This is a genomic window from Achromobacter animicus, assembly GCF_902859585.1.
Taxonomy (GTDB): Bacteria; Pseudomonadota; Gammaproteobacteria; order Burkholderiales; family Burkholderiaceae_B; genus Achromobacter; species Achromobacter animicus.
Genome location: NZ_CADIJM010000003.1, coordinates 397,486 through 416,664 on the forward strand (window position 1 = coordinate 397,486; position 19,179 = coordinate 416,664).

The window sequence follows — 19,179 nt, forward strand, 5'->3', positions numbered from 1 at the left end:
TGCAGGCTTATTCAGCTTGCGGTTCCGATTGGGGGGCAGCTTCGGGAGCGGTAGCGGCTTGCTGCTGCTCGATGCCACCGATTGCCTTGATGGACAGGCGCAGACGGCCCTTGTCGTCGGCCTCGATGACCTTGACGCGGACTTGCTGGCCGACCTTCAGCACATCGTTGATGTTCGCGATGCGGTAGTTGGCGATTTCGGAGATGTGCAGCAGACCGTCGCGGCCCGGCAGCACTTGCACGATGGCGCCGAAGTCCAGCAGACGCAGGACCGAGCCTTCGTAGATCTGGCCCACTTCGACGTCGGCGGTCAGCTCGACGATGCGGCGCTGGGCTTCCTTGGCCTGCGCTTCGTCGACGCTGGCGATCACGATCGTGCCGTCGTCGGAGATGTCGATCTGCGTGCCGGTTTCTTCGGTCAGCGCGCGGATGGTGGCGCCGCCCTTGCCGATCACGTCACGGATCTTCTCGGGGTTGATCTTGATGGTCAGCATGCGCGGCGCGAACGCCGACAGCTCGCCGCGCGAACCGTCCAGGGCGTCCTTCATCTTGCCGAGGATGTGCAGACGGCCTTCGCGGGCCTGGTCCAGCGCAACCTGCATGATTTCCTTGGTGATGCCCTGGATCTTGATGTCCATCTGCAGTGCGGTAACGCCGTTTTCGGTGCCCGCAACCTTGAAGTCCATGTCGCCCAGGTGATCTTCGTCGCCCAGGATGTCCGTCAGCACGGCGAACTTGCCGCCGTCCAGGATCAGGCCCATGGCCACGCCGGCCACGTGATCCTTGATGGGCACGCCAGCGTCCATCATGGCGAGCGAGCCGCCGCAGACCGAGGCCATCGACGAGGAGCCGTTGGATTCGGTGATTTCCGACACGAGGCGGATCGTGTACTGGAAGTCTTCGGGGGCCGGCAGCAGCGGCACCAGCGAACGCTTGGCCAGACGGCCGTGGCCGATTTCGCGGCGCTTCGGCACACCGATGCGGCCGGTTTCGCCGGTGGCGAACGGAGGCATGTTGTAGTGCATCATGAAGCGGTCACGGTACTCGCCCATGAGCGCGTCGATGATCTGTTCGTCTTGCTTGGTGCCCAGCGTGGCCACGACCAGCGCCTGGGTTTCACCACGGGTGAACAGGGCGCTGCCGTGCGCGCGGGGCAGCACGCCCAGACGCACGCTGATCGGACGGACGGTGCGGGTGTCGCGGCCGTCGATGCGCGGTTCGCCGTTCAGGATCTGGCCACGGACGATGGCCGATTCCAGCGAGAACATGATGTTGTCGACCGTGACGGCGTCGGGAGCCGATTCGCCCTTTTCGGCAGCGGCGGCAGCCAGCTTGGCCGACACCTCGGCCGACACTTCACGCAGCTTGGCGGTGCGGGCCTGCTTTTCGCGGATCTGGTAGGCGGCGTTCAGGCCTTCCTGGGCGGCGGCGGTGACCGCGGCGATCAGGGCCTCATCCTTGGCGGGAGCCTGCCAATCCCAATCGGGCTTGCCAGCATCCTTCACGAGGTCGTGAATGGCGTTGATGACGGTCTGCATTTGCTGGTGGCCATAGACCACGCCGCCCAACATGACTTCTTCGGACAGTTGGTCAGCTTCCGATTCGACCATGAGCACGGCGTTTTCCGTACCGGCGACAACCAGGTTCAGCTTGGAGGACTTCAGTTCCGATGCGGTCGGGTTGATGGTGTATTGACCATCAATGTAACCCACGCGCGCGGCGCCGATCGGGCCATTGAACGGGATGCCCGAGATGGCCAGTGCGGCCGAGGCGCCGATCATGGCTGCGATGTCGGGATCGATTTCAGGATTGACCGACAGCGTGTGCAGGACCACCTGGACTTCGTTGTAGAAGTCTTCGGGGAACAGCGGACGCAGCGGACGGTCGATCAGGCGCGACGTCAGCGTTTCCTTTTCGGAGGGCTTGCCTTCGCGCTTGAAGAACCCGCCCGGAATACGGCCGGCGGCGTAGGTCTTTTCGATGTAGTCGACGGTCAGCGGGAAGAACGTCTGACCCGGCTTGGCCTTCTTGGCAGCCACGACGGTGGCCAGGACGACGGTGTCCTCGATCGACACCACAACGGCGCCGGAGGCCTGGCGAGCGATCTCGCCAGTTTCCAGGACGACCGTGTGCTGGCCGTACTGGAACGATTTAGTCACTTTGTTGAACATGACGATTATTCCTTACAAATGAAAAACCGTGGCCGCTGCGACATGCGTCGCACCGACCACGGTTGCGTCATGGGGAGCCAGCCCCGTCGATCACTTGCGCAGACCGAGTTTTTCGATCAGTGCGCGGTACGAATCGGGATTGCGGCCCTTGAGATAGTCGAGCAGCTTGCGGCGACGGCTGACCATACGCAGCAGACCGCGGCGCGAGTGATGATCCTTCATGTGTTCTTTGAAGTGACCGGTCAGCTCGTTGATACGGGCGGTGAGCAGAGCCACCTGAACTTCGGGGGAGCCGGTATCGCCCTGAGCGCGTTGGAATTGCGCAACGATATCGGATTTCTTGATGTCAGCTACAGACATTGATGACCTCTTCGGACATGCGACAGGGCCGAGGCGCCCTGACGTGGTTTGGAAAATTTTGCGCGAGCCAGGCTTGAATTCGCTTTCTCACTGCTGCCATTGGCGGGATCGGGCAGGACCGGCACATGAGGCTTGGCGCCATGTTGCGGGTACTGCGACAAGCCGCCGGCGGCTGGCGCAAAGGATCTTGCAGAATCAATACATTTGATAAAGCTCGGCGATTATAGCTGATTCGCTAGAATTACCCCAGCAAGAAGACCGGGCCCGCCGCGAGGGCCGGCCAAGCCGCAGTGCGCACCCGAAGGAGCATGGACATGATCAGCTTATACAGAACGGCCCGCGTGACCCTGGCCTCGATCGCACTGGCCGGACTGGCCGCCTGCGCCAACATGACCGAGGTGCCGCCCGGCACCCCGCTTTCGCAAGTTCAGGCGCAGTTCGGCGCGCCCAACTTCGAATGTCCCCAGGCCAATGGCGGCCGCCGGGTGATCTGGACGCAGCAGCCCATGGGCCAGTACGCCTGGGGCGCGAACGTCGGCCCCGATGGCCGGGTCGACCGGGTGATGCCGCTTCTGACCGACGCGCACTTCAAAGTGCTGGAGACCGGAGATTGGGGGCCGGATCGGGTGCGCTGCGAGTTCGGCCCGCCAGCTCGTATCGAACAGGCTGGCCTGGGCGAAAAGCGCGAGGTCGTGTGGTCGTATCGCTATAAGGAAAACAGCGTCTGGAATTCCCTGATGTACGTGTACATGAGCCGCGACGGCAGCAAGGTCACCCACTTCCATCCCGGACCGGACCCCATGTACGACGACGACCGGTTCAACTTCTGGTAGCACCACCCGGAACAAAAAACCCGCCAATCTTTGCGATGGCGGGTTTTTTGTTGGCGGCGTCTGGACGTCAGGACGAATGACCGCGGCGCTCCTGCTGCAGGCGGCGCACCTTGTTCCAGCGCCACAGCCAGGTGACCCAGCCCGACAGGCCGTACAGCACGAACAGGCCGAACAGGACAACGGGAGGATCGCTGGACACGAACACGAACACCGCAACGACAAGCAGGATGCCCCAGAACGGCACGCTGCGGCCCAGGGCGAAGCTCTTGCCACTGAAGAACGGCGCGTTCGACACCATGGTGATGCCGGCGTACATGGTCAGCGTGAACGCCACCCAGGCCATCAGGCTGTCATGGATGGGCAGTTTGTTGTCCACGGCCAGCCAGACGAAACCCGCCACCAGCGCAGCTGCGGCCGGGCTGGGCAATCCCTGGAAGAAACGTTTGTCCACGACGGCGATATTGGTGTTGAAACGCGCCAGCCGCAACGCCGCGCCGGACACGTAGACGAAGGCCGCCAGCCAGCCCCAGCGGCCCAGGTCGTTCAGGATCCATTCATACATGACCAGCGCCGGCGCCACACCGAACGACGTCATGTCGGACAGTGAGTCGTATTGCTCGCCAAATGCGGACTGCGTGTTGGTCAGACGGGCCACCCGGCCGTCCATGCCGTCCAGCACCATGGCGACAAAAATGGCGATGGCGGCGACTTCGAAGCGGTCGTTCATGGCCTGCACAACGGCGTAGAACCCGGCAAACAAAGCGGCGGTGGTGAACGCGTTGGGGAGCAGGTAAATGCTCCGGTGGCGGTTCTCGGAATCGCGCATGGAAAAATTGGGCATGGTCTCAATAACTTACGACGGACTTTGAAAGGTTAACCTATCTGGCCCTGCTTGCGGGCTACAGCAAGGATCATGCCCGGCCCCATTTGGCGCCAAAGCGCCCAAATGGCTGCGAAAAGGCCAAAAAATAAGAAAAAAGCGGCATGCCCATGAAAGGCATGCCGCTTCGATCCTGACGGGCGGGGCCGCGCCCCGCCTGCCGTGGGGATCAGTTCTTGGACTTGTCCACCAGCTTGTTGGCGGCGATCCAGGGCATCATGGCGCGCAGCTTGCCGCCCACTTGCTCGATCTGCGATTCCGCGTTGATGCGGCGGCGCGAGGTCAGGGTCGGGGCGCCGGCGGCGTTTTCCAGGATGAACTTCTTGGCGTATTCGCCGGTCTGGATGTCCGTCAGGCACTGGCGCATGGCCTTGCGGGTTTCGTCCGTGACGATCTTCGGGCCCGTTTCGTACTCGCCGAATTCGGCGTTGTTCGAAATCGAGTAGTTCATGTTGGCGATGCCGCCTTCGTAGATCAGGTCGACGATCAGCTTCAGTTCGTGCAGGCACTCGAAGTAAGCCATTTCGGGCGCGTAGCCGGCTTCCACCAGCGTGTCGAAACCGGCCTTGATCAGTTCGACGGTACCGCCGCACAGCACGGCCTGTTCGCCGAACAGGTCGGTTTCGGTTTCTTCGCGGAAGTTGGTTTCGATGATGCCGGCACGGCCGCCGCCGTTGGCGCTGGCGTACGACAGGGCCACGTCACGCGCGGCGCCCGACTTGTCCTGGTACACGGCCACCAGGTGGGGCACGCCGCCACCCTGCTTGTACGTGTTGCGCACCGTGTGGCCGGGGGCCTTCGGGGCGATCATGATGACGTCGATGTCTTCGCGCGGCACGACCTGGCCGTAGTGCACGTTGAAACCGTGGGCAAACGCCAGGGCGGCGCCCGCCTTGATGTTGCCGTGGACTTCGTTGTTGTAGACCGAAGCGATGTTCTCGTCGGGCAGCAGCATCATGACGATGTCGGCCGACTTGACGGCTTCCGCGACTTCCTTGACTTCCAGGCCGGCGTTGGCGGCCTTGTTCCACGAGGCGCCGCCCTTGCGCAGGCCGACGATGACCTTCACGCCCGACTCATGCAGGTTCAGCGCGTGCGCGTGACCTTGCGAACCGTAGCCGATGATGGCAACGGTCTTGCCTTTGATGAGGGACAGATCGCAGTCTTTGTCGTAGAAAACTTTCATGTTGTGCTCCAGATTCCAGTATTTGGATATTCGTTTGATTCAGATGTAGGGTGAGGCAGGCCTGGAAGGCCGGTCAAATCTTCAAAATCCGTTCACCGCGTCCGATGCCGGACACGCCGGTGCGCACGGTTTCAAGGATGGCACTGCGGTCCAGGGCCTCGAGGAAGGCCTGTACTTTTTCCTGCACCCCGGTCAATTCGATGGTGTAGGACTTGTCGGTGACGTCGATGATGCGGCCGCGGAAGATGTCCGCCATGCGCTTCATTTCCTCGCGTTCCTTGCCGACGGCGCGCACCTTCACGAGCATCAGCTCGCGCTCGATGTGGGCGCCTTCGGTCAGGTCCACCACCTTCACGACATCGACCAGGCGGTTCAAATGCTTGGTGATCTGTTCGATGACCTCGTCCGAACCGGTCGTGACGATGGTCATGCGCGACAGCGTGGAATCCTCGGTGGGCGCCACGGTCAGGGTTTCGATGTTGTAGCCCCGCGCCGAAAACAGGCCCACCACGCGCGACAGCGCGCCGGGTTCGTTTTCGAGGAGGACGGAAATCACGTGCTTCATTGCGGGGCCTCCTTACAGGTCTTCAGAGCCGAGCAGCATTTCAGTCAGCCCGCGGCCGGCCTTGACCATCGGCCACACGTTTTCGGTGCGGTCGGTGATGAAGTCCAGGAAGACCAGGCGCTCCTTGTGCTTGCCGAACGCTTCGCGCAGCGCCGGTTCGACGTCGGCGGGACGCTCGATGCGCAGGCCCACGTGGCCATAGGCTTCGGCGACCTTGACGAAATCGGGCAGCGAATCCATGTACGACTCGGAATAGCGCGAGCCGTAGTCGATCTGCTGCCACTGGCGCACCATGCCCAGGAACCGGTTGTTCAGGCAGACGATCTTGGGCGTCAGGCGGTACTGGTGGCAGGTCGACAGTTCCTGGATGTTCATCTGGATCGAGGCCTCGCCGGTGATCACGGCGATGTCCTTGCCCGGATTGGCCATCTGCACGCCCATGGCGTACGGCAGGCCCACACCCATGGTGCCCAGGCCGCCGGAGTTGATCCAGCGGCGCGGCTTGTCGAACTTGTAGTACTGGGCGGCCCACATCTGGTGCTGACCGACGTCCGAGGTGACGAAGGCGTCGCCGCCGGTCACTTCCCAGAGCTTTTCCACCACGTACTGCGGCTTGATGACCTCGTCCGAGTTGGCGAACTTCAGGCATTCCTTGCCGCGCCACGTCTCGACCTGGTCCCACCATTTGGCGAGCGAGGCCGGCTTGTGCTCGGCGGCGGCGATCTCGAACTGCGCGCTGAGATCGGCCAGAACGTCCTTGACGTTGCCCACGATCGGGACATCCACGCGCACGCGCTTGGAGATCGACGAGGGATCGATGTCGATATGGATGATCTTGCGGGCGTTCTGCGCAAAGTGCTTGGGATTACCGATCACGCGGTCATCGAAGCGGGCGCCGATGGCAAGCAGCACGTCGCAGTGCTGCATGGCCATGTTGGCCTCGTACGTGCCGTGCATGCCGGGCATGCCCACGAACTGGCCGCTGCTGGCCGGGAAGCCGCCCAGACCCATCAGGGTGCTGGTGCAAGGCGCGCCCAGTTGCGTCACGAGCTTGTTGAGCTCGGGCGCGGCGTTCGACAGGATGACGCCGCCGCCCGTGTAGATCATAGGGCGCTCGGCGGCCAGCAGCATCTGCACGGCCTTCTTGATTTGTCCCTGGTGGCCCTTGTTGACGGGCGCGTAGGAACGCATCGAGATCTCGCCCTTGGGCGGCACGTACTTGCACTGCGCGACGGTGATGTCCTTGGGGATATCCACCAGCACCGGACCGGGACGGCCCGTGCGCGCAATATAGAACGCGCGGCGCATGGTTTCGGCCAGGTCCTTCACGTCGCGCACAAGGAAGTTGTGCTTGACGCAGGGACGCGTGATGCCGACGGTGTCGCATTCCTGGAAAGCGTCTTCGCCAATGGCTGCAGTGGGCACCTGCCCGCTGATGATGACCATCGGGATGGAGTCCATGTAGGCGGTGGCAATGCCGGTGACGGCATTGGTCACGCCCGGACCGCTGGTCACGATGCAGACGCCGACCTTTTGCGACGAGCGCGAGTAGGCATCGGCCGCGTGCACGGCAGCTTGCTCGTGACGAACCAGGATATGCTGGAATTTGTCTTGCTTGAAGATTGCGTCGTAGATGTAGAGCACCGCGCCGCCAGGGTAGCCGAAAACGTGTTCCACGCCTTCATCGGCCAGGCAGCGCACGACGATATCGGCGCCATTCATTTCCATGTTGTAGTTCCTTTCAAAACCGGCCCTGCAACCCTGACTGCTGCGCGCCCGGATACGGCGGCAACTGAACCCATACCGGTTACGACAACATGATCCGGCGCTTAGCGGCTCACGGAGCCACGCCACCCGGACACCTTGCCGACCCGGCACACGCTCGACAGAACGCAGTGCAAACGCCCCTGGGGGACGCTGGAGGTCGAAATGGAAGCCTTGGCAACACACGCTTGTGGCGCGGCCAACGGCAGGTGAGACTTGCTGCACAACGGCTGGGATGTGACCCTGGCCGTTCGCATCAACGCTCCGGTATCGGATAGGCAGACCGAAGCAAGTGGAGCAATTTACCGCGTTGCGTCAAAGGTGGCAAATCGGCTTTTGCCGACCGTTGCGTGGAAGGTTCGGTCACTATCCGGCCCCAAAACGCGCGATGCCCTCTCTATACTTGTTGCGTCGTCCAGAACCGAGCCGCCGCCCATGGATTTACGCATTGCCAGCATTCGCCGCTTTCTCTATAGCCACTACTTCTTCGGAGGGGTGCGCCAGGGGGTCGGCATGCTGTTGCCCGTGCTGGTGCTGGGCGGCCTATTCGGCAATTACACGACCGGGCTGGTGGCGACCTTCGGCGCGCAATGCCTGGCCATCATCGACCAGCCGGGCGGTCCGCAGCGGCACCGCACCAACGAAATGCTGGGCGGCGCGGCGCTGGGCACGATCACCGTCATCATCACGGGGCTGGCGTCCTCGCATCCGGTGCTGATCTGGCTGGCCGTCATTGCGCAATGCTTCGTCTATTCGATGTTCACCGTGTTCGGCAAGCGCGGCGGCCTGATCGGCTTTGCGGGCCTTCTGCTGATGACGCTGACCATGCACTCGCCGCTGGCGCCGCAAGAAGTGCTGGCCCATGCCGCCGCCACGCTGGGCGGCGCGCTGTTCTATGTGGCGTTCAGCCTGGGGTTTTCGCGCCTGTTCTGGCTGCGTGAAGAGCAACAGGCCATGTCCGTCGCGCTGTTTGCCACCGCCGACTACGTGGCCGCGCGCGCAAACTTCTACGACGAAACCGCCGATCTGGACGAGGCCTACCGAAACCTGATCCAACGCCAGTCCGTCATGACCGAAAAGCACCAGGCGGCCCGCGATATGGTGCTGCGCGCCCTGCCCCGCGGCAAAGGCCTGGGCGACCGCCAGCGCGTGATGATCTGGAACATGTTCGTGGACATGCTGCAGTTGCTGGACACGCTGGTTGCCACGCATACCGACTACGCCGCGCTGCGCCGCACGCTGGCCGGCAACGACTGCCTGATGTTCATGCGCGACGCGCTGGTGAAGATGTCGCTGGAACTGAACCGCATCGCGCTGGACGTGTCGCGCGGTCGCAAGGTGCAATACCGAAGCAGCGCCAAGGCGGAGCTACGCGCCATCGAGTACGAGATCGAGCAACTCAAGCAGCAAGGCCTGGGCGAACGCGACCCGGAGATGCTGGCGCTGATAGTGCAGGTGCTGCGGCGCCTGCGCAATTCGGCGCGCATCGTGGACCGGCTGGCCGATCACACGGCGGCCTCGCCCGACGCCAAGCCCACCGACGTGCTGCGCATCAACAAGTCGCTGACGCGGTTCATTTCGCGCCAGGAATTCCGCTTTGGCCTCTTGACCAGCAACCTGCGGCTGGATTCCCCGCACTTCCGCTATGCGCTGCGCGTGACGGCCGCTGCCGCGATCGCCATGACGCTGGCCAGCCGCTGGCTATCGCCCGAGTTCTCGGCGCACAACTACTGGATCATGCTGACCATCGTCATCATCATGAAGCCTGGCTTTGCGCTGACGCGCCAGCGCAATGGCTGGCGGCTGATGGGCACCCTGATCGGCTGCATCGCCGCGCTGCTGCTGTTCAACGTGACCGACGAGCCCAGCGTCCTGTTCGCCGTCCTGCTGGGCGCCTGCATCATGGGCAACAGTATGGTGCAGCTCAACTACATGGCCAGCGCTATTTTCAATACGCTATTCGTGGTGCTGGTGTTCCATTTCGTGTCGCCGGGCACGGTGTCCATGTCGGTGATCGGCGAACGCGCCATCGACACGCTGCTGGGCTGCGCGCTGGCGCTGGTCTGCAGCTACATCCTGCCGTGGTGGGAGGCGCGTTACCTGAAGCCGCTGGCTTCGGCCGCGACCCGCGCCAACCGCGAGTATCTGCTGGCCGGCCTGCGCTACGTCGAAGCCATGCAGGCGCACGGCGCGCCCGTGGGTGCGGCAGCCACCGACACGCCCGCCGTCACCGACGCCGACCTGGCCTGGCGCCTGGCGCGCAAGAACGTGCACATCGCCTTCAGCAATTTCGCCGAGGCGTTCTACCGCATGATGAGCGAGCCCAAGTCGCATCAAGTGGACGTGCCGGAGCTGAACAATCTGTTGATCCAGAACCACGTGCTGGCCTCGCAAATTACCGCGGCAATTCCGATTCTGGCGGCGCTGCCCGCCACGCCCGAGCCGGTCCGGCAGGCGCTGGACGGCATGACCGTGCTGCTGGATGAAAACAGCCCGCGCGTGCCGCTGGACCTGCCCACGCAATTCGACACTGCGGGCGATCAGGCTGCGCTGGTCTATCCCGTGAAGCAGATGCTCAAGGCCACGCACATGATCCGCCAGGAACTGCAGGCGCTGGCCGATCCGCTGCATGCGCCGCCGGTGGCGGCCGCGGCGTCGTAAGCCGCCGTCCGTCGATTCGACGGGCAAAAAAAATGCCAGCCTGGCGGAGATGCCAGGCCGGCATTTTTTGTGAAAGGGCGAGGTCCCAACCAGGTGTCTGACACCTTCCCCCGCCGCCGACTTCGTCAATCTAGCTTGCGGCGAAACACCAGCTTGTCCGCCGACGACGCCGACGCGTCGTACGCGTAGCCTTCCAGATCAAACCCCTGCAGCCCTTCCGGCTTGGCAACCTTGTGCTGGATGGCGTAACGCGCCATCAGGCCGCGCGCGCGCTTGGCGTGAAAACTGATGATCTTCCAGGCGCCGTTCTTCCAGTCCTGGAACACGCATTGCACCACCCGCGCCTTCAGGACCTTCTGATCGACGGACTTGAAGTATTCCTCGGAGGCCAGGTTGATGACGACCGGCGACTTCTGGCTGGCCTGGCGCTCGTTCAGGTAGTCCGCGATGGTGCTGCCCCAGTACTCGTACAGGTTCTTGCCCTTGGGGTTCTCCAGCCGCGTGCCCATTTCCAGGCGGTACGGCTGCATCAGGTCTAACGGGCGAAGCACGCCGTACAGGCCGCTCAGGATGGCGACGTGCTCCTGCGCCCAGTCGAGCTGCTTGGCCGACAGGGTGGCGGCGTCCAGGCCTTCGTAGACGTCGCCATTGAAGGCCAGCACGGCCTGGCGCGAGTTGGCCTGCGTGAAGCTGCGCTTCCAGTGCGCGTAGCGCTGGACGTTCAGCTCGGACAGGGCCGGGCTCAGGCTCATCAGGTCCGAGATGTCCTCGGCGGTCTTGGTCTTCAGGACCTTGATCAGGCCGGCGGCCTGATCCACGAACATCGGCTGGGTATGCGTCTCGACGTGCAGCGGCGAGTCGTAGTCCAGCTTCTTGGCGGGGGAAAGCAACAACAGCATTCAGAAATTCCTTGTTTAGCGCGCCGTCCAGCCGCCATCGACGGAGACGGTCGTGCCGGTGATTTGCGCGGCGGCGTCCGAGGCCAGGAACACGGCGGTGCCGCCCAGTTGTTCCGGCGTCACGAATTGCAGCGACGGCTGCTTTTCGCTGAGCAGGTCGCGGGCAGCGGTTTCCTGGTCCACGCCGTTCGTTTCAGCCAGCGCGGTGATCTGCTTTTCGACGAGCGGGGTGCGCACCCAGCCCGGGCAGATGGCGTTGGCGGTGATGCCCTGCCCGGCCGTTTCCAGCGCCGTGACCTTGGTGAATCCCACGACGCCATGCTTGGCGGCCACGTAGGCCGACTTGCTGGCCGATGCCACCAGGCCGTGCGCGGACGCGATGTTGATGATTCGGCCCGAACCCTGCTTCTTCATGTGCGGCAAGGCGGCGGCGGTGCCGTGGAACACGGCGGACAGATTCAGCGCCAGGATGGCATCCCACTTTTCGGCCGGAAAGTCTTCGATCAACGCGGTGTGCTGGATACCCGCGTTGTTGACCAGGATGTCGATGCGGCCAAGCTGGCGGACGGTGTTTTCGACCAGCTCGCGCACAGCGGCGCCCTTGGAGAGATCCGCGCCGTCGTAGATGACCTTCACGCCATGCTTGGCGGCAAGCTCCGCGCGCAGCTTCTCGATTTCGGCCGCGTCGCCAAAACCGTTCAGGACGATATCGGCGCCCTGCTCGGCGAAGGCCGTGGCGATACCCAGGCCGATGCCGCTGGTGGAACCGGTGACAAGCGCTACTTTTCCTTTGAGCATGAGCTTTCTCCTGTGAGCTGGCGTGGGGAAACGAAACGGGCTTCAAGTGTAGCTGCCCGGCAAGCCGCCAATCATGCCATGCCCTTACCCGCTGCGGGGTCAAGCGGTGGGCGGCTTGTCCGAGGAGGATGACGGCGCGGCGTCGGCAGACGGCGCAGTGTCCGTGACCGGCACCGCGTCCGTCACAGGCAGGCCCGCCATGCCGCCGTATTTCTCCGGCACGCGCTCTAGCACCTTGATCAGCACCGGCACCACGCCCATCGACACCGCGACGATCACCGACAGCACGTCGCGCTGCTCCAGGTTCACCAGATGGTTGTCCCAGGCTTCGTTGAAGATGGCGAAGCTGAACTCGCCGCCCTGGGCCAGCACCAGCGCAAACAGCAGCCGGTGATAGCGCGGCAGCCCCAGAAAGCGCGCGAATCCATAAAGGATGACGGCCTTCACCGCCAGCAACGCCGCGACGCCCGCGCAGATGAACATCCAGTGATGGGCCACGACCTTGAGGTTGATGGACATGCCGATGGCCACGAAGAACAGGCCCAGCAGCAAACCCTTGAACGGGTCGATCGCTTTTTCCAGTTCATGCCGGTAGCGCGACTCGGCCATCAACACGCCCACCAGGAATCCGCCCAGGCCCGCCGACAGGCCCGCGTAGTCGAACAATTGAGCTGCGCCCACCACCATCAGCAGCGCCGCGGCGGTAAAGAGTTCGTTCAATTCCGCCTTCGCCGCCCAGCCCAGCAGACGCAGCCGGTAGGCCAGCGCCACGACCGCCACGGCCACCAGCGCTTCTTTGAAGGACGGTGCGGAGGTCCCGTCCGAGCCCAGCAGGCCGGCCGCGACCAGCATCGGAATCGCCGCCATGTCCTGGAACAGCAGCACGCCCAGCGCCGAGCGCCCCAGCGGCGTGCGCGTCAACTGACGCTCGTCCAGCAACCGCAGCGCCACCGCCGTGGACGACAGCGCCAGCGACAGACCGCACAACACCGCCGCCTGCCACTCCATGCCCGCCAGATGCCGCAGCGCCGCGCCGAACACCACCCCCAGCAGCAGGCCGCAGACCAGCATCTGCAGGGTGCCCAGGATGAAGACTTCGTTGCGCATCGCCCACAGGCGCTTGGGCGACAGTTCCAGCCCGATGATGAACAGCATCATCACGACGCCCCACTGCGACACGCCGATCATCGTGTCCACGTTCGTGACCAGCTTGAAGCACGATGGACCGACCAGGACGCCCGCGATCAGGTAGCCCGGAATGGCGCCCAGCCCCAGTCTTTGCGTGATGGGCACGCAAAGCACGGCCGCGAGCAGAAGGATGAGGATGAGGTCCATGGAATGCGCAGAGGGCGGAATGGGGTGAATTCTGGCCAAAGATTGCGCCGGCTGAAAGCCGGATGAAACCCGCTGTGGTCCTTTTACCCGTTCTTTTTTCCACCCCTTTACACAAAAGAAAAAAATCCTGTAGAATTGCGGGCTTCGCTGCTCCGACAACGAAGATCCTTCCGACCAGGGATCTTTTAGTGAAGTCTTGTTAAACCGAAACTTCACCGATGCGGAACCCAGCCACGGAGAGGTGGCAGAGTGGTCGAATGTACCTGACTCGAAATCAGGCGTACGGTATCCCCGTACCGTGGGTTCGAATCCCACCCTCTCCGCCAAGTATTGAAGAATGAAGCCCCTGAGAAATCAGGGGCTTTTTTCTTTGCACGGCGTATTCACGCCGTGCCGCATGCTCAATAAGCGGCCAGCCGCAGCGATGCCTGCGATCCGCCGGCCTGGACGGACGACACCGCCTCGACCGCCAACACCCGCTCCGCACCGCCCGGCAACCTGAATGCGCTCACCGCCCGCGTCAGATCCGCCGACTGATCCTGCATCGAGCCCGCAGCCGCCGCAGCCTCTTCCACCAACGCCGCGTTCTGCTGGGTCACCTCGTCCATCTGCGACACGGCACGGTTGACTTGTTCAATGCCATCCGCCTGCTCGGCCGAGGCCGCCGCGATTTCGCCCATGATGTCGGTCACGCGTTGCACCGAACTGACAATTTCCTGCATCGTCGCGCCGGCGCGTTCGGCGCTGCCCGAGCCCTGGCCGATCTTCTGCACGGTGTCTTCGATCAGGACCTTGATCTCCTTGGCGGCCTGGGCGCTGCGCTGCGCGAGCGTGCGCACCTCGGCGGCCACGACCGCAAAACCCTTGCCCTGCTCGCCGGCACGGGCGGCTTCCACCGCGGCGTTGAGCGCCAGGATGTTGGTCTGGAATGCGATGCCGTCGATCACCGAGACGATGTCCGCGATCTTCACCGAGCTGGCGGAGATCGCGTTCATGGTGCTGACGACTTCGGACACGGTGGCGCCGCCGCGCGACGCGGTTTCCGAGGCCGCCGCGGCGAGCTGGTTGGCCTGCTTGGCGCTGTCGGCGTTCTGCTTCACGGTAGACGACAGTTGCTCCATCGACGCGGCGGTTTCCTCCAGCGACGCAGCCTGCTGCTCGGTGCGCGAGGACAGGTCGGTGTTGCCTGCCGCGATCTCGCCGGAGGCGGACGCGATGCTGTCCACGCCGGTGCGGATCCGGGCGACCGTGCTGGCCAGGTTGGCGTTCATGGATTCCAGCGCCGCCATCAACTGGCCGATCTCGTCACGCGAGCGCACGACGATGGTGCTGGTCAGGTCGTTTGCGGCAACCGTGCGCGCGACGCGCACGGCGTCGGACAGCGGACGGGTGATGCTGCGCGTCAGCAGCACGGACATCAACAGGCCACACACCACCGCAATGGAACCGATCACGATCATCCACAGATTCGCGGTGCCGTAAGACGCTTCGATTTCTGCGGCGCGCGCGTCGATATCGGCGCGCTGCAATTCGGACAGGCGATTGATGTTGTCAATGAACTGGCGCGTCGCGGGCAAGAACTCCTGCGTGAAGATCTTGTTGGCGGCGTCCACGTTGCCTTCCTGCTTGGCCTTGAAGATGCCGTCGCGGGTGCGCAGGTATTCGCTGCGCGCCTTGCCAATGCCTTGCCAAAGCACCTTTTCCTCGTCGCTTTCGATCAAGGGCTCGATCTTCTGCTGCAAGGCCGACGAGTTGCGGCTCGATGCCGCGGCTTCCTCGGCGAAGAAGCCTGCCAGGCTGGCGTCGGCACTCTTGGCGATGGCGGTGGTCCGGGTGACGCCCGACTGGATGTTGCGCGCCCAGTCGTTGATCAGGCGTTCCTTTGTGAGGGATCGCTGCGTCAGCGTTTCGACCGATTCGTTGATGTTGGCCAGGCTGACCAGTCCGACAATGCACATGACCATGATCATGGCCAGCAAGATGGCGAAACCACCCGCAAGGCGGGTTCCAAGCTTCATGTTTTTCATACTGCCTCCGGCGACTTCCAGGGCGGTGTGAATGCGTGCTCGGGCGGATGCCTTGGCGGCGGGATTGCGCCGCCTCCAATTCAAGCCAGATGCTCGCAAGCCCCTGGTTATCCGCCCCCAATAATGGTGTCCGTTGTGTCTGAAATTGCCGGCGGAGAGTTCGGATTTTCGAGGGTTCTCGCGACGGTCGAACGGATGCTAGCAGTCCGGATTTGGGCGGCATCGGGGGAAATGAAGGCGTTATTGACGCAACCTCTTCGCATTGCCTGAAAGGCGTCGGCAGCGTTGAAAAAAAGCCGCTATTGCTGACCGAATCAACGGGAAAACCCAGGCAAGAAAAACGGCCCGAAGGCCGCGGAAACTCAGGTCGGCGACGTCGGCCGCGCAAGCTGGAAGGTGTCCGTACTGCGCGCATACCAGCCGCCGCCGTGCATGCGGGCAATAAGTCCCAGCGCCGGCGTATCCACATGTCCGCGTTCGGCGTCCCGCACATAGGCGTCTTCGACATGCGCGCCCAGCACGCGCCCGATAACCACAATCTGTCGCGGACCGGTCACCACCGTTGCCTGGCTGACACACTCCAGCGACACCGGGCTGCCCTGGATGCGGGGCGGTCGCACATGGGTGGCGGGCAGCGCGGTCAAACCGGCCGCGGCCATTTCGTCTACGTCCGCCGGATAGTCGGCGCAGGTCTGGTTCATCTCGCGGACCAGGGATTCCGGCACCAGGTTCACCACGAACTCGCCGTTCTCGATGATGTTGGCGCCGGTGTCCTTGAATTCCCCGCCAGCATGGCGCATCAGGCCGATCGCGACCGTCGGCGGCTGATGCCCCATCACGTTGAAGAAACTGAACGGCGCGGCGTTCACGACGCCTTTGCCCGACACGGTGGTGACCCACGCGATCGGACGCGGCGTGACGGTCGAGGTGAGGATGTTGTAGACCGTCTGCGCCGGCAAGGCGTTGAAATCAAAATGCATCGATCAGACCTCCTGCTGCCCGGCGCCGGCGCCGGTGGCCGAGACCGCGCGCTTTTCGCGGGTGTCCACCTGAAGCTGGAAGACGTCGGGGCGGGCGTAGTGCCCGGACACGTCGAAATCGTACTTGCCGCGCAGGATCTGGTTGGGTTCGATGTCGGCGTACAGGATGGTCTCGTCCGAGAAATCCGGACCGGCCAGCACCTCGCCCAGCGGACCGATGATGGCGCTGCCGCCGCGCATCAGGACCGTGTCCGGCGCGTCGCCCAACGCGCATTCGAAGTCCTCGGGGTAGGCGCTGCGGCGCAGGTGCTGGCACGCGGTCAACACGTAGCAGCGCCCTTCCAGCGCAATGTGGCGCATGCTGGGCACCCAGGTGTCGCGATCGTCCGCGGTGGGTGCGCAATACAGCGCGACGCCCTGGCTGTACATGTACATGCGCAGCATGGGCATGTAGTTTTCCCAGCAGATCACCGCGCCGATCTTGCCGTAGGGGGTGTCGATGACGGGCATGGTGGACCCGTCGCCGAAACCCCAGATCAGGCGTTCCCCAGCGGTCGGCATCAGCTTGCGATGCTTGCCCGCCAGGCCGGCCTGGCCGTTGAAATACAGCACGGTGCAGTACAGCGTACCGCCGTCGGCCTCGATGCAGCCCATCACCACGAAGCTGTCGGTGTCGGCCGCGGCCTGCGCCACCAGCGCGACCTCCTCGCCGTCCAGGCGGATGGCCTGCTGATGGTAGGCGGCAAAGGCGTCGCGGCCTTCGGGCTTGCGCATCCCGATGGGCGCGCCGAACGAGTTGCCCTTCGGGTATCCGCCCAGGAAGGCCTCGGGAAACACCTGCACGCGGGCGCCCTGCTCGGCCGCCTGCCGGATCAGCGCGGCGGCCTTTTCGGCGCAAGCCATGCTGTCGGTGGGAATGGACGCCGCCTGGATGACGGCGGCCTTGAAGGTCTTTTGCATGGACATATCTATGCTCGCTTCCTTTTTGTCTCGTTGTTGTCAGTGGGCCGGATCTTCGTCGATGGCCTTCGCACGCGTGTTGGGCAGCAGCAGGCTGCCGATGACGCCCACGACCACCATCACCGCCACCGGGTACATCAGGCCGCCGAAGATATTGCCGCTGGCCTGCGCCAGGTACGTGGCGGTAAAGGGCACGATACCGCCAAAAATGCCCGCGCCGATGTGATACGGGAACGACAGCGCCGTGTAGCGGATGCGCGCCGGGAACAATTCAACCAGATAGGACGCGACCGGGCCATAGACCATCGCGACGACGGCCGTCATCAGCACCAGGATCAGGATGATCGTGGCGCGGTCGATGCGCGCGGGATCCGCCTTCTCCGGATAGCCGGCCGCCGTCAGCGCCTTGGCGTAGGCCGCGCGGTCAAAGCCGTTGACGGTGGCGCCGCCCACGCTCATCGCAATTTCCTGCCCCGGGATCGGCGCGGCATATTCAAAGTTGATGCCCTTGCCGACCAGGAATTTCTTGGCCTGCACGCACACCTTCTTGTGGTCGGCATGGCTGCCGATCATGGCGGCCTGCAATCCGAAGTCGCACGCGCCGCCGCTGGTGTCGGCATGCACGCGGACCGGCGTGGTCTGCATGGCCTGCGCCAGCGCCGGATTGCCGGCATTGAGCAGCACGTTGAACATCGCGTGGTAACCCACGGCGCCGATGAACAGGCCGGCCATCATGATCCACTTGCGGCCCACCTTGTCCGACAGCCAGCCGAACAGCACGAAAGTCGGCGCGCCGATGATGAAGCCGATCAGGATCAGCCGGTAGACAGTGGTCTGATCAAGCTGCACGGCCTGCTGCAGGAAGATCATCACGTAGAACTGCCCGGTGAAATAGGTGGCGCCCTGGCCTGCGGTGACGCCGATCAGCGCCAGCAGCACGAGGCGCAGGCTGGGCCATTGGCCGAACGTTTCCTTGACCGGGTTCTTCGACAGGCGGTTCTGCTGCTTCATGCGCGTGAAGACGGGCGATTCGTGCAGCTTGGCGCGCACGTAGATCGAAATGGCCAGCATCAGGATCGACAGGATGAACGGCAGACGCCAGCCCCACTGGCGGAAGTCCTCGGCGCTCATCGAGGCCTGGACGAGCAGGATGACGACCAGCGACAGGATCAGGCCGGCCGACGAGGTGATCTGGATCCATCCGGTCAGGAGCCCCCGGCGCCGCGGTTCGCAGTGTTCGGCAACGTAGATCACCGCGCCACCGTATTCGCCGCCCACCGCCAGGCCCTGCACGACCCGCAGCGTCAGCAGCAGGATCCAGGACAGGTGGCCCGCCGTTTCATAGGTCGGCAGGCAGCCGATCAGCACGGTGGCGCCGCCCATCATGACGACGGTGATCAGGAAGGTGTACTTGCGGCCCAGCTTGTCGCCCAGATAGCCGAACATCACCGCGCCCAGCGGCCGGATGATGAAGCCCACGGCCAGTGCGCCCAGGGCGGCCAAGAGCGCGACGGTGGGGTTGTCCTGCGGAAAGAGGACCTGGCTCATGAAGACAGCCAGCGTTCCGTAGATGAAAAAGTCATACCACTCGAACAGCGTGCCCAGCGTCGAGGCGACCACGACCTGACGTTCTTCCTTGCGGCTCAGCGTCGGCCCGGCGTCGAGCCTGGGCATTGCGACATTTGCTTCCATGCTTGCTTTCCCCTGTCGTTTTAGATTGATACTGCTGTACGCATTAACTATTATCAAAGCTAAGCTGGG

General features: G+C 63.7%; 15 protein-coding genes and 1 tRNA gene. 3 read left to right on the top strand and 13 right to left on the bottom strand.

All coding sequences use genetic code 11. The features are described from left to right. Nucleotides 1–7 precede the first annotated feature (7 nt). Together pnp and rpsO are read right to left on the bottom strand one after the other, a co-directional pair. Nucleotides 8–2,170 (bottom strand): polyribonucleotide nucleotidyltransferase, encoded by a 2,163-nt coding sequence (gene pnp, locus HV681_RS10945; RefSeq protein ID WP_175123108.1) that lies wholly within the window; start codon nucleotides 2,168–2,170, stop codon nucleotides 8–10. A gap of 90 nt (nucleotides 2,171–2,260) precedes the next feature. Beyond that, complete coding sequence (rpsO, locus tag HV681_RS10950; protein ID WP_006223612.1) at nucleotides 2,261–2,530, bottom strand: 30S ribosomal protein S15; 270 nt, start codon at nucleotides 2,528–2,530, stop codon at nucleotides 2,261–2,263. A 314-nt stretch (nucleotides 2,531–2,844) separates the two neighbouring features. On the opposite strand from rpsO, the gene HV681_RS10955 reads away from it, so the two are divergent. Continuing rightward, nucleotides 2,845–3,363, top strand: a complete 519-nt coding sequence (locus HV681_RS10955) for a hypothetical protein (protein ID WP_175123109.1) — start codon at nucleotides 2,845–2,847, stop codon at nucleotides 3,361–3,363. 67 nt (nucleotides 3,364–3,430) lie between these two features. Here HV681_RS10955 and pssA read toward each other — a convergent pair whose 3' ends face one another. The 4 genes from pssA to HV681_RS10975 all read right to left on the bottom strand — a co-directional run bounded on the left by pssA (nucleotide 3,431) and on the right by HV681_RS10975 (nucleotide 7,776). Then, entirely contained in the window at nucleotides 3,431–4,204 is a 774-nt protein-coding gene (gene pssA, locus HV681_RS10960; RefSeq protein WP_105237630.1) for a CDP-diacylglycerol--serine O-phosphatidyltransferase, read from the bottom strand. Between the two features lie 208 nt (nucleotides 4,205–4,412). Next, entirely contained in the window at nucleotides 4,413–5,429 is a 1,017-nt protein-coding gene (ilvC, locus tag HV681_RS10965) for a ketol-acid reductoisomerase (protein ID WP_056568560.1), read from the bottom strand. Nucleotides 5,430–5,502: 73 nt separating this feature from the next. Then, nucleotides 5,503–5,994, bottom strand: a complete 492-nt coding sequence (gene ilvN, locus HV681_RS10970) for an acetolactate synthase small subunit (protein ID WP_006223608.1) — start codon at nucleotides 5,992–5,994, stop codon at nucleotides 5,503–5,505. 12 nt (nucleotides 5,995–6,006) lie between these two features. Beyond that, a complete protein-coding gene (locus HV681_RS10975) occupies nucleotides 6,007–7,776 on the bottom strand; it encodes an acetolactate synthase 3 catalytic subunit (RefSeq protein ID WP_279971975.1) in 1,770 nt (589 codons plus the stop codon). A 417-nt stretch (nucleotides 7,777–8,193) separates the two neighbouring features. Here HV681_RS10975 and HV681_RS10980 point away from each other — a divergent pair, with 417 nt between their 5' ends. After that, on the top strand, nucleotides 8,194–10,419 hold the full coding sequence (locus HV681_RS10980; RefSeq protein ID WP_175123111.1) for an FUSC family protein: 2,226 nt from the start codon (nucleotides 8,194–8,196) through the stop codon (nucleotides 10,417–10,419). Between the two features lie 125 nt (nucleotides 10,420–10,544). On the opposite strand, the gene yaaA is transcribed toward HV681_RS10980, so the two are convergent. The 3 genes from yaaA to HV681_RS10995 all read right to left on the bottom strand — a co-directional run bounded on the left by yaaA (nucleotide 10,545) and on the right by HV681_RS10995 (nucleotide 13,451). Continuing rightward, nucleotides 10,545–11,318 carry a peroxide stress protein YaaA gene (yaaA, locus tag HV681_RS10985; RefSeq protein WP_175123112.1) on the bottom strand — a complete coding sequence of 258 codons (774 nt, stop codon included), beginning with the start codon at nucleotides 11,316–11,318 and terminating at the stop codon, nucleotides 10,545–10,547. A 15-nt stretch (nucleotides 11,319–11,333) separates the two neighbouring features. Further along, a complete protein-coding gene (locus tag HV681_RS10990; RefSeq protein ID WP_175123113.1) occupies nucleotides 11,334–12,116 on the bottom strand; it encodes a 3-hydroxybutyrate dehydrogenase in 783 nt (260 codons plus the stop codon). Nucleotides 12,117–12,215: 99 nt separating this feature from the next. Then, on the bottom strand, nucleotides 12,216–13,451 hold the full coding sequence (locus HV681_RS10995; RefSeq protein ID WP_175123114.1) for a cation:proton antiporter domain-containing protein: 1,236 nt from the start codon (nucleotides 13,449–13,451) through the stop codon (nucleotides 12,216–12,218). Nucleotides 13,452–13,686: 235 nt separating this feature from the next. On the opposite strand from HV681_RS10995, the gene HV681_RS11000 reads away from it, so the two are divergent. After that, nucleotides 13,687–13,777, top strand: a tRNA-Ser gene (locus HV681_RS11000). 75 nt (nucleotides 13,778–13,852) lie between these two features. On the opposite strand, the gene HV681_RS11005 is transcribed toward HV681_RS11000, so the two are convergent. From HV681_RS11005 to HV681_RS11020, 4 genes are all read right to left on the bottom strand, one after another. Next, a complete protein-coding gene (locus HV681_RS11005) occupies nucleotides 13,853–15,469 on the bottom strand; it encodes a methyl-accepting chemotaxis protein (protein WP_302478744.1) in 1,617 nt (538 codons plus the stop codon). Nucleotides 15,470–15,840: 371 nt separating this feature from the next. Next, the gene (locus HV681_RS11010) at nucleotides 15,841–16,458 is read right to left on the bottom strand and encodes a flavin reductase family protein (protein WP_175123116.1); all 618 of its coding nucleotides are present in this window, start codon (nucleotides 16,456–16,458) and stop codon (nucleotides 15,841–15,843) included. 3 nt (nucleotides 16,459–16,461) lie between these two features. Next, nucleotides 16,462–17,424, bottom strand: coding sequence for a carbon-nitrogen hydrolase family protein (locus tag HV681_RS11015; RefSeq protein WP_175123117.1), 963 nt, complete (start codon nucleotides 17,422–17,424; stop codon nucleotides 16,462–16,464). Between the two features lie 33 nt (nucleotides 17,425–17,457). Further along, entirely contained in the window at nucleotides 17,458–19,110 is a 1,653-nt protein-coding gene (locus HV681_RS11020; protein ID WP_175123118.1) for an MFS transporter, read from the bottom strand. Between the last annotated feature and the right edge of the window lie 69 nt (nucleotides 19,111–19,179).

Coding starts and splice junctions, on each gene's coding strand:
- ilvN (WP_006223608.1), bottom strand. CDS start 5,994: ATGAAGCACGTGATTTCCGTCCTCCTCGAAAACGAACCCGGCGCGCTG.
- HV681_RS10980 (WP_175123111.1), top strand. CDS start 8,194: ATGGATTTACGCATTGCCAGCATTCGCCGCTTTCTCTATAGCCACTAC.
- HV681_RS11005 (WP_302478744.1), bottom strand. CDS start 15,469: ATGAAGCTTGGAACCCGCCTTGCGGGTGGTTTCGCCATCTTGCTGGCC.
- HV681_RS11020 (WP_175123118.1), bottom strand. CDS start 19,110: ATGGAAGCAAATGTCGCAATGCCCAGGCTCGACGCCGGGCCGACGCTG.
- HV681_RS10990 (WP_175123113.1), bottom strand. CDS start 12,116: ATGCTCAAAGGAAAAGTAGCGCTTGTCACCGGTTCCACCAGCGGCATC.
- pnp (WP_175123108.1), bottom strand. CDS start 2,170: ATGTTCAACAAAGTGACTAAATCGTTCCAGTACGGCCAGCACACGGTC.
- pssA (WP_105237630.1), bottom strand. CDS start 4,204: ATGCCCAATTTTTCCATGCGCGATTCCGAGAACCGCCACCGGAGCATT.
- HV681_RS11010 (WP_175123116.1), bottom strand. CDS start 16,458: ATGCATTTTGATTTCAACGCCTTGCCGGCGCAGACGGTCTACAACATC.
- rpsO (WP_006223612.1), bottom strand. CDS start 2,530: ATGTCTGTAGCTGACATCAAGAAATCCGATATCGTTGCGCAATTCCAA.
- HV681_RS10995 (WP_175123114.1), bottom strand. CDS start 13,451: ATGGACCTCATCCTCATCCTTCTGCTCGCGGCCGTGCTTTGCGTGCCC.
- yaaA (WP_175123112.1), bottom strand. CDS start 11,318: ATGCTGTTGTTGCTTTCCCCCGCCAAGAAGCTGGACTACGACTCGCCG.
- HV681_RS10955 (WP_175123109.1), top strand. CDS start 2,845: ATGATCAGCTTATACAGAACGGCCCGCGTGACCCTGGCCTCGATCGCA.
- HV681_RS11015 (WP_175123117.1), bottom strand. CDS start 17,424: ATGTCCATGCAAAAGACCTTCAAGGCCGCCGTCATCCAGGCGGCGTCC.
- ilvC (WP_056568560.1), bottom strand. CDS start 5,429: ATGAAAGTTTTCTACGACAAAGACTGCGATCTGTCCCTCATCAAAGGC.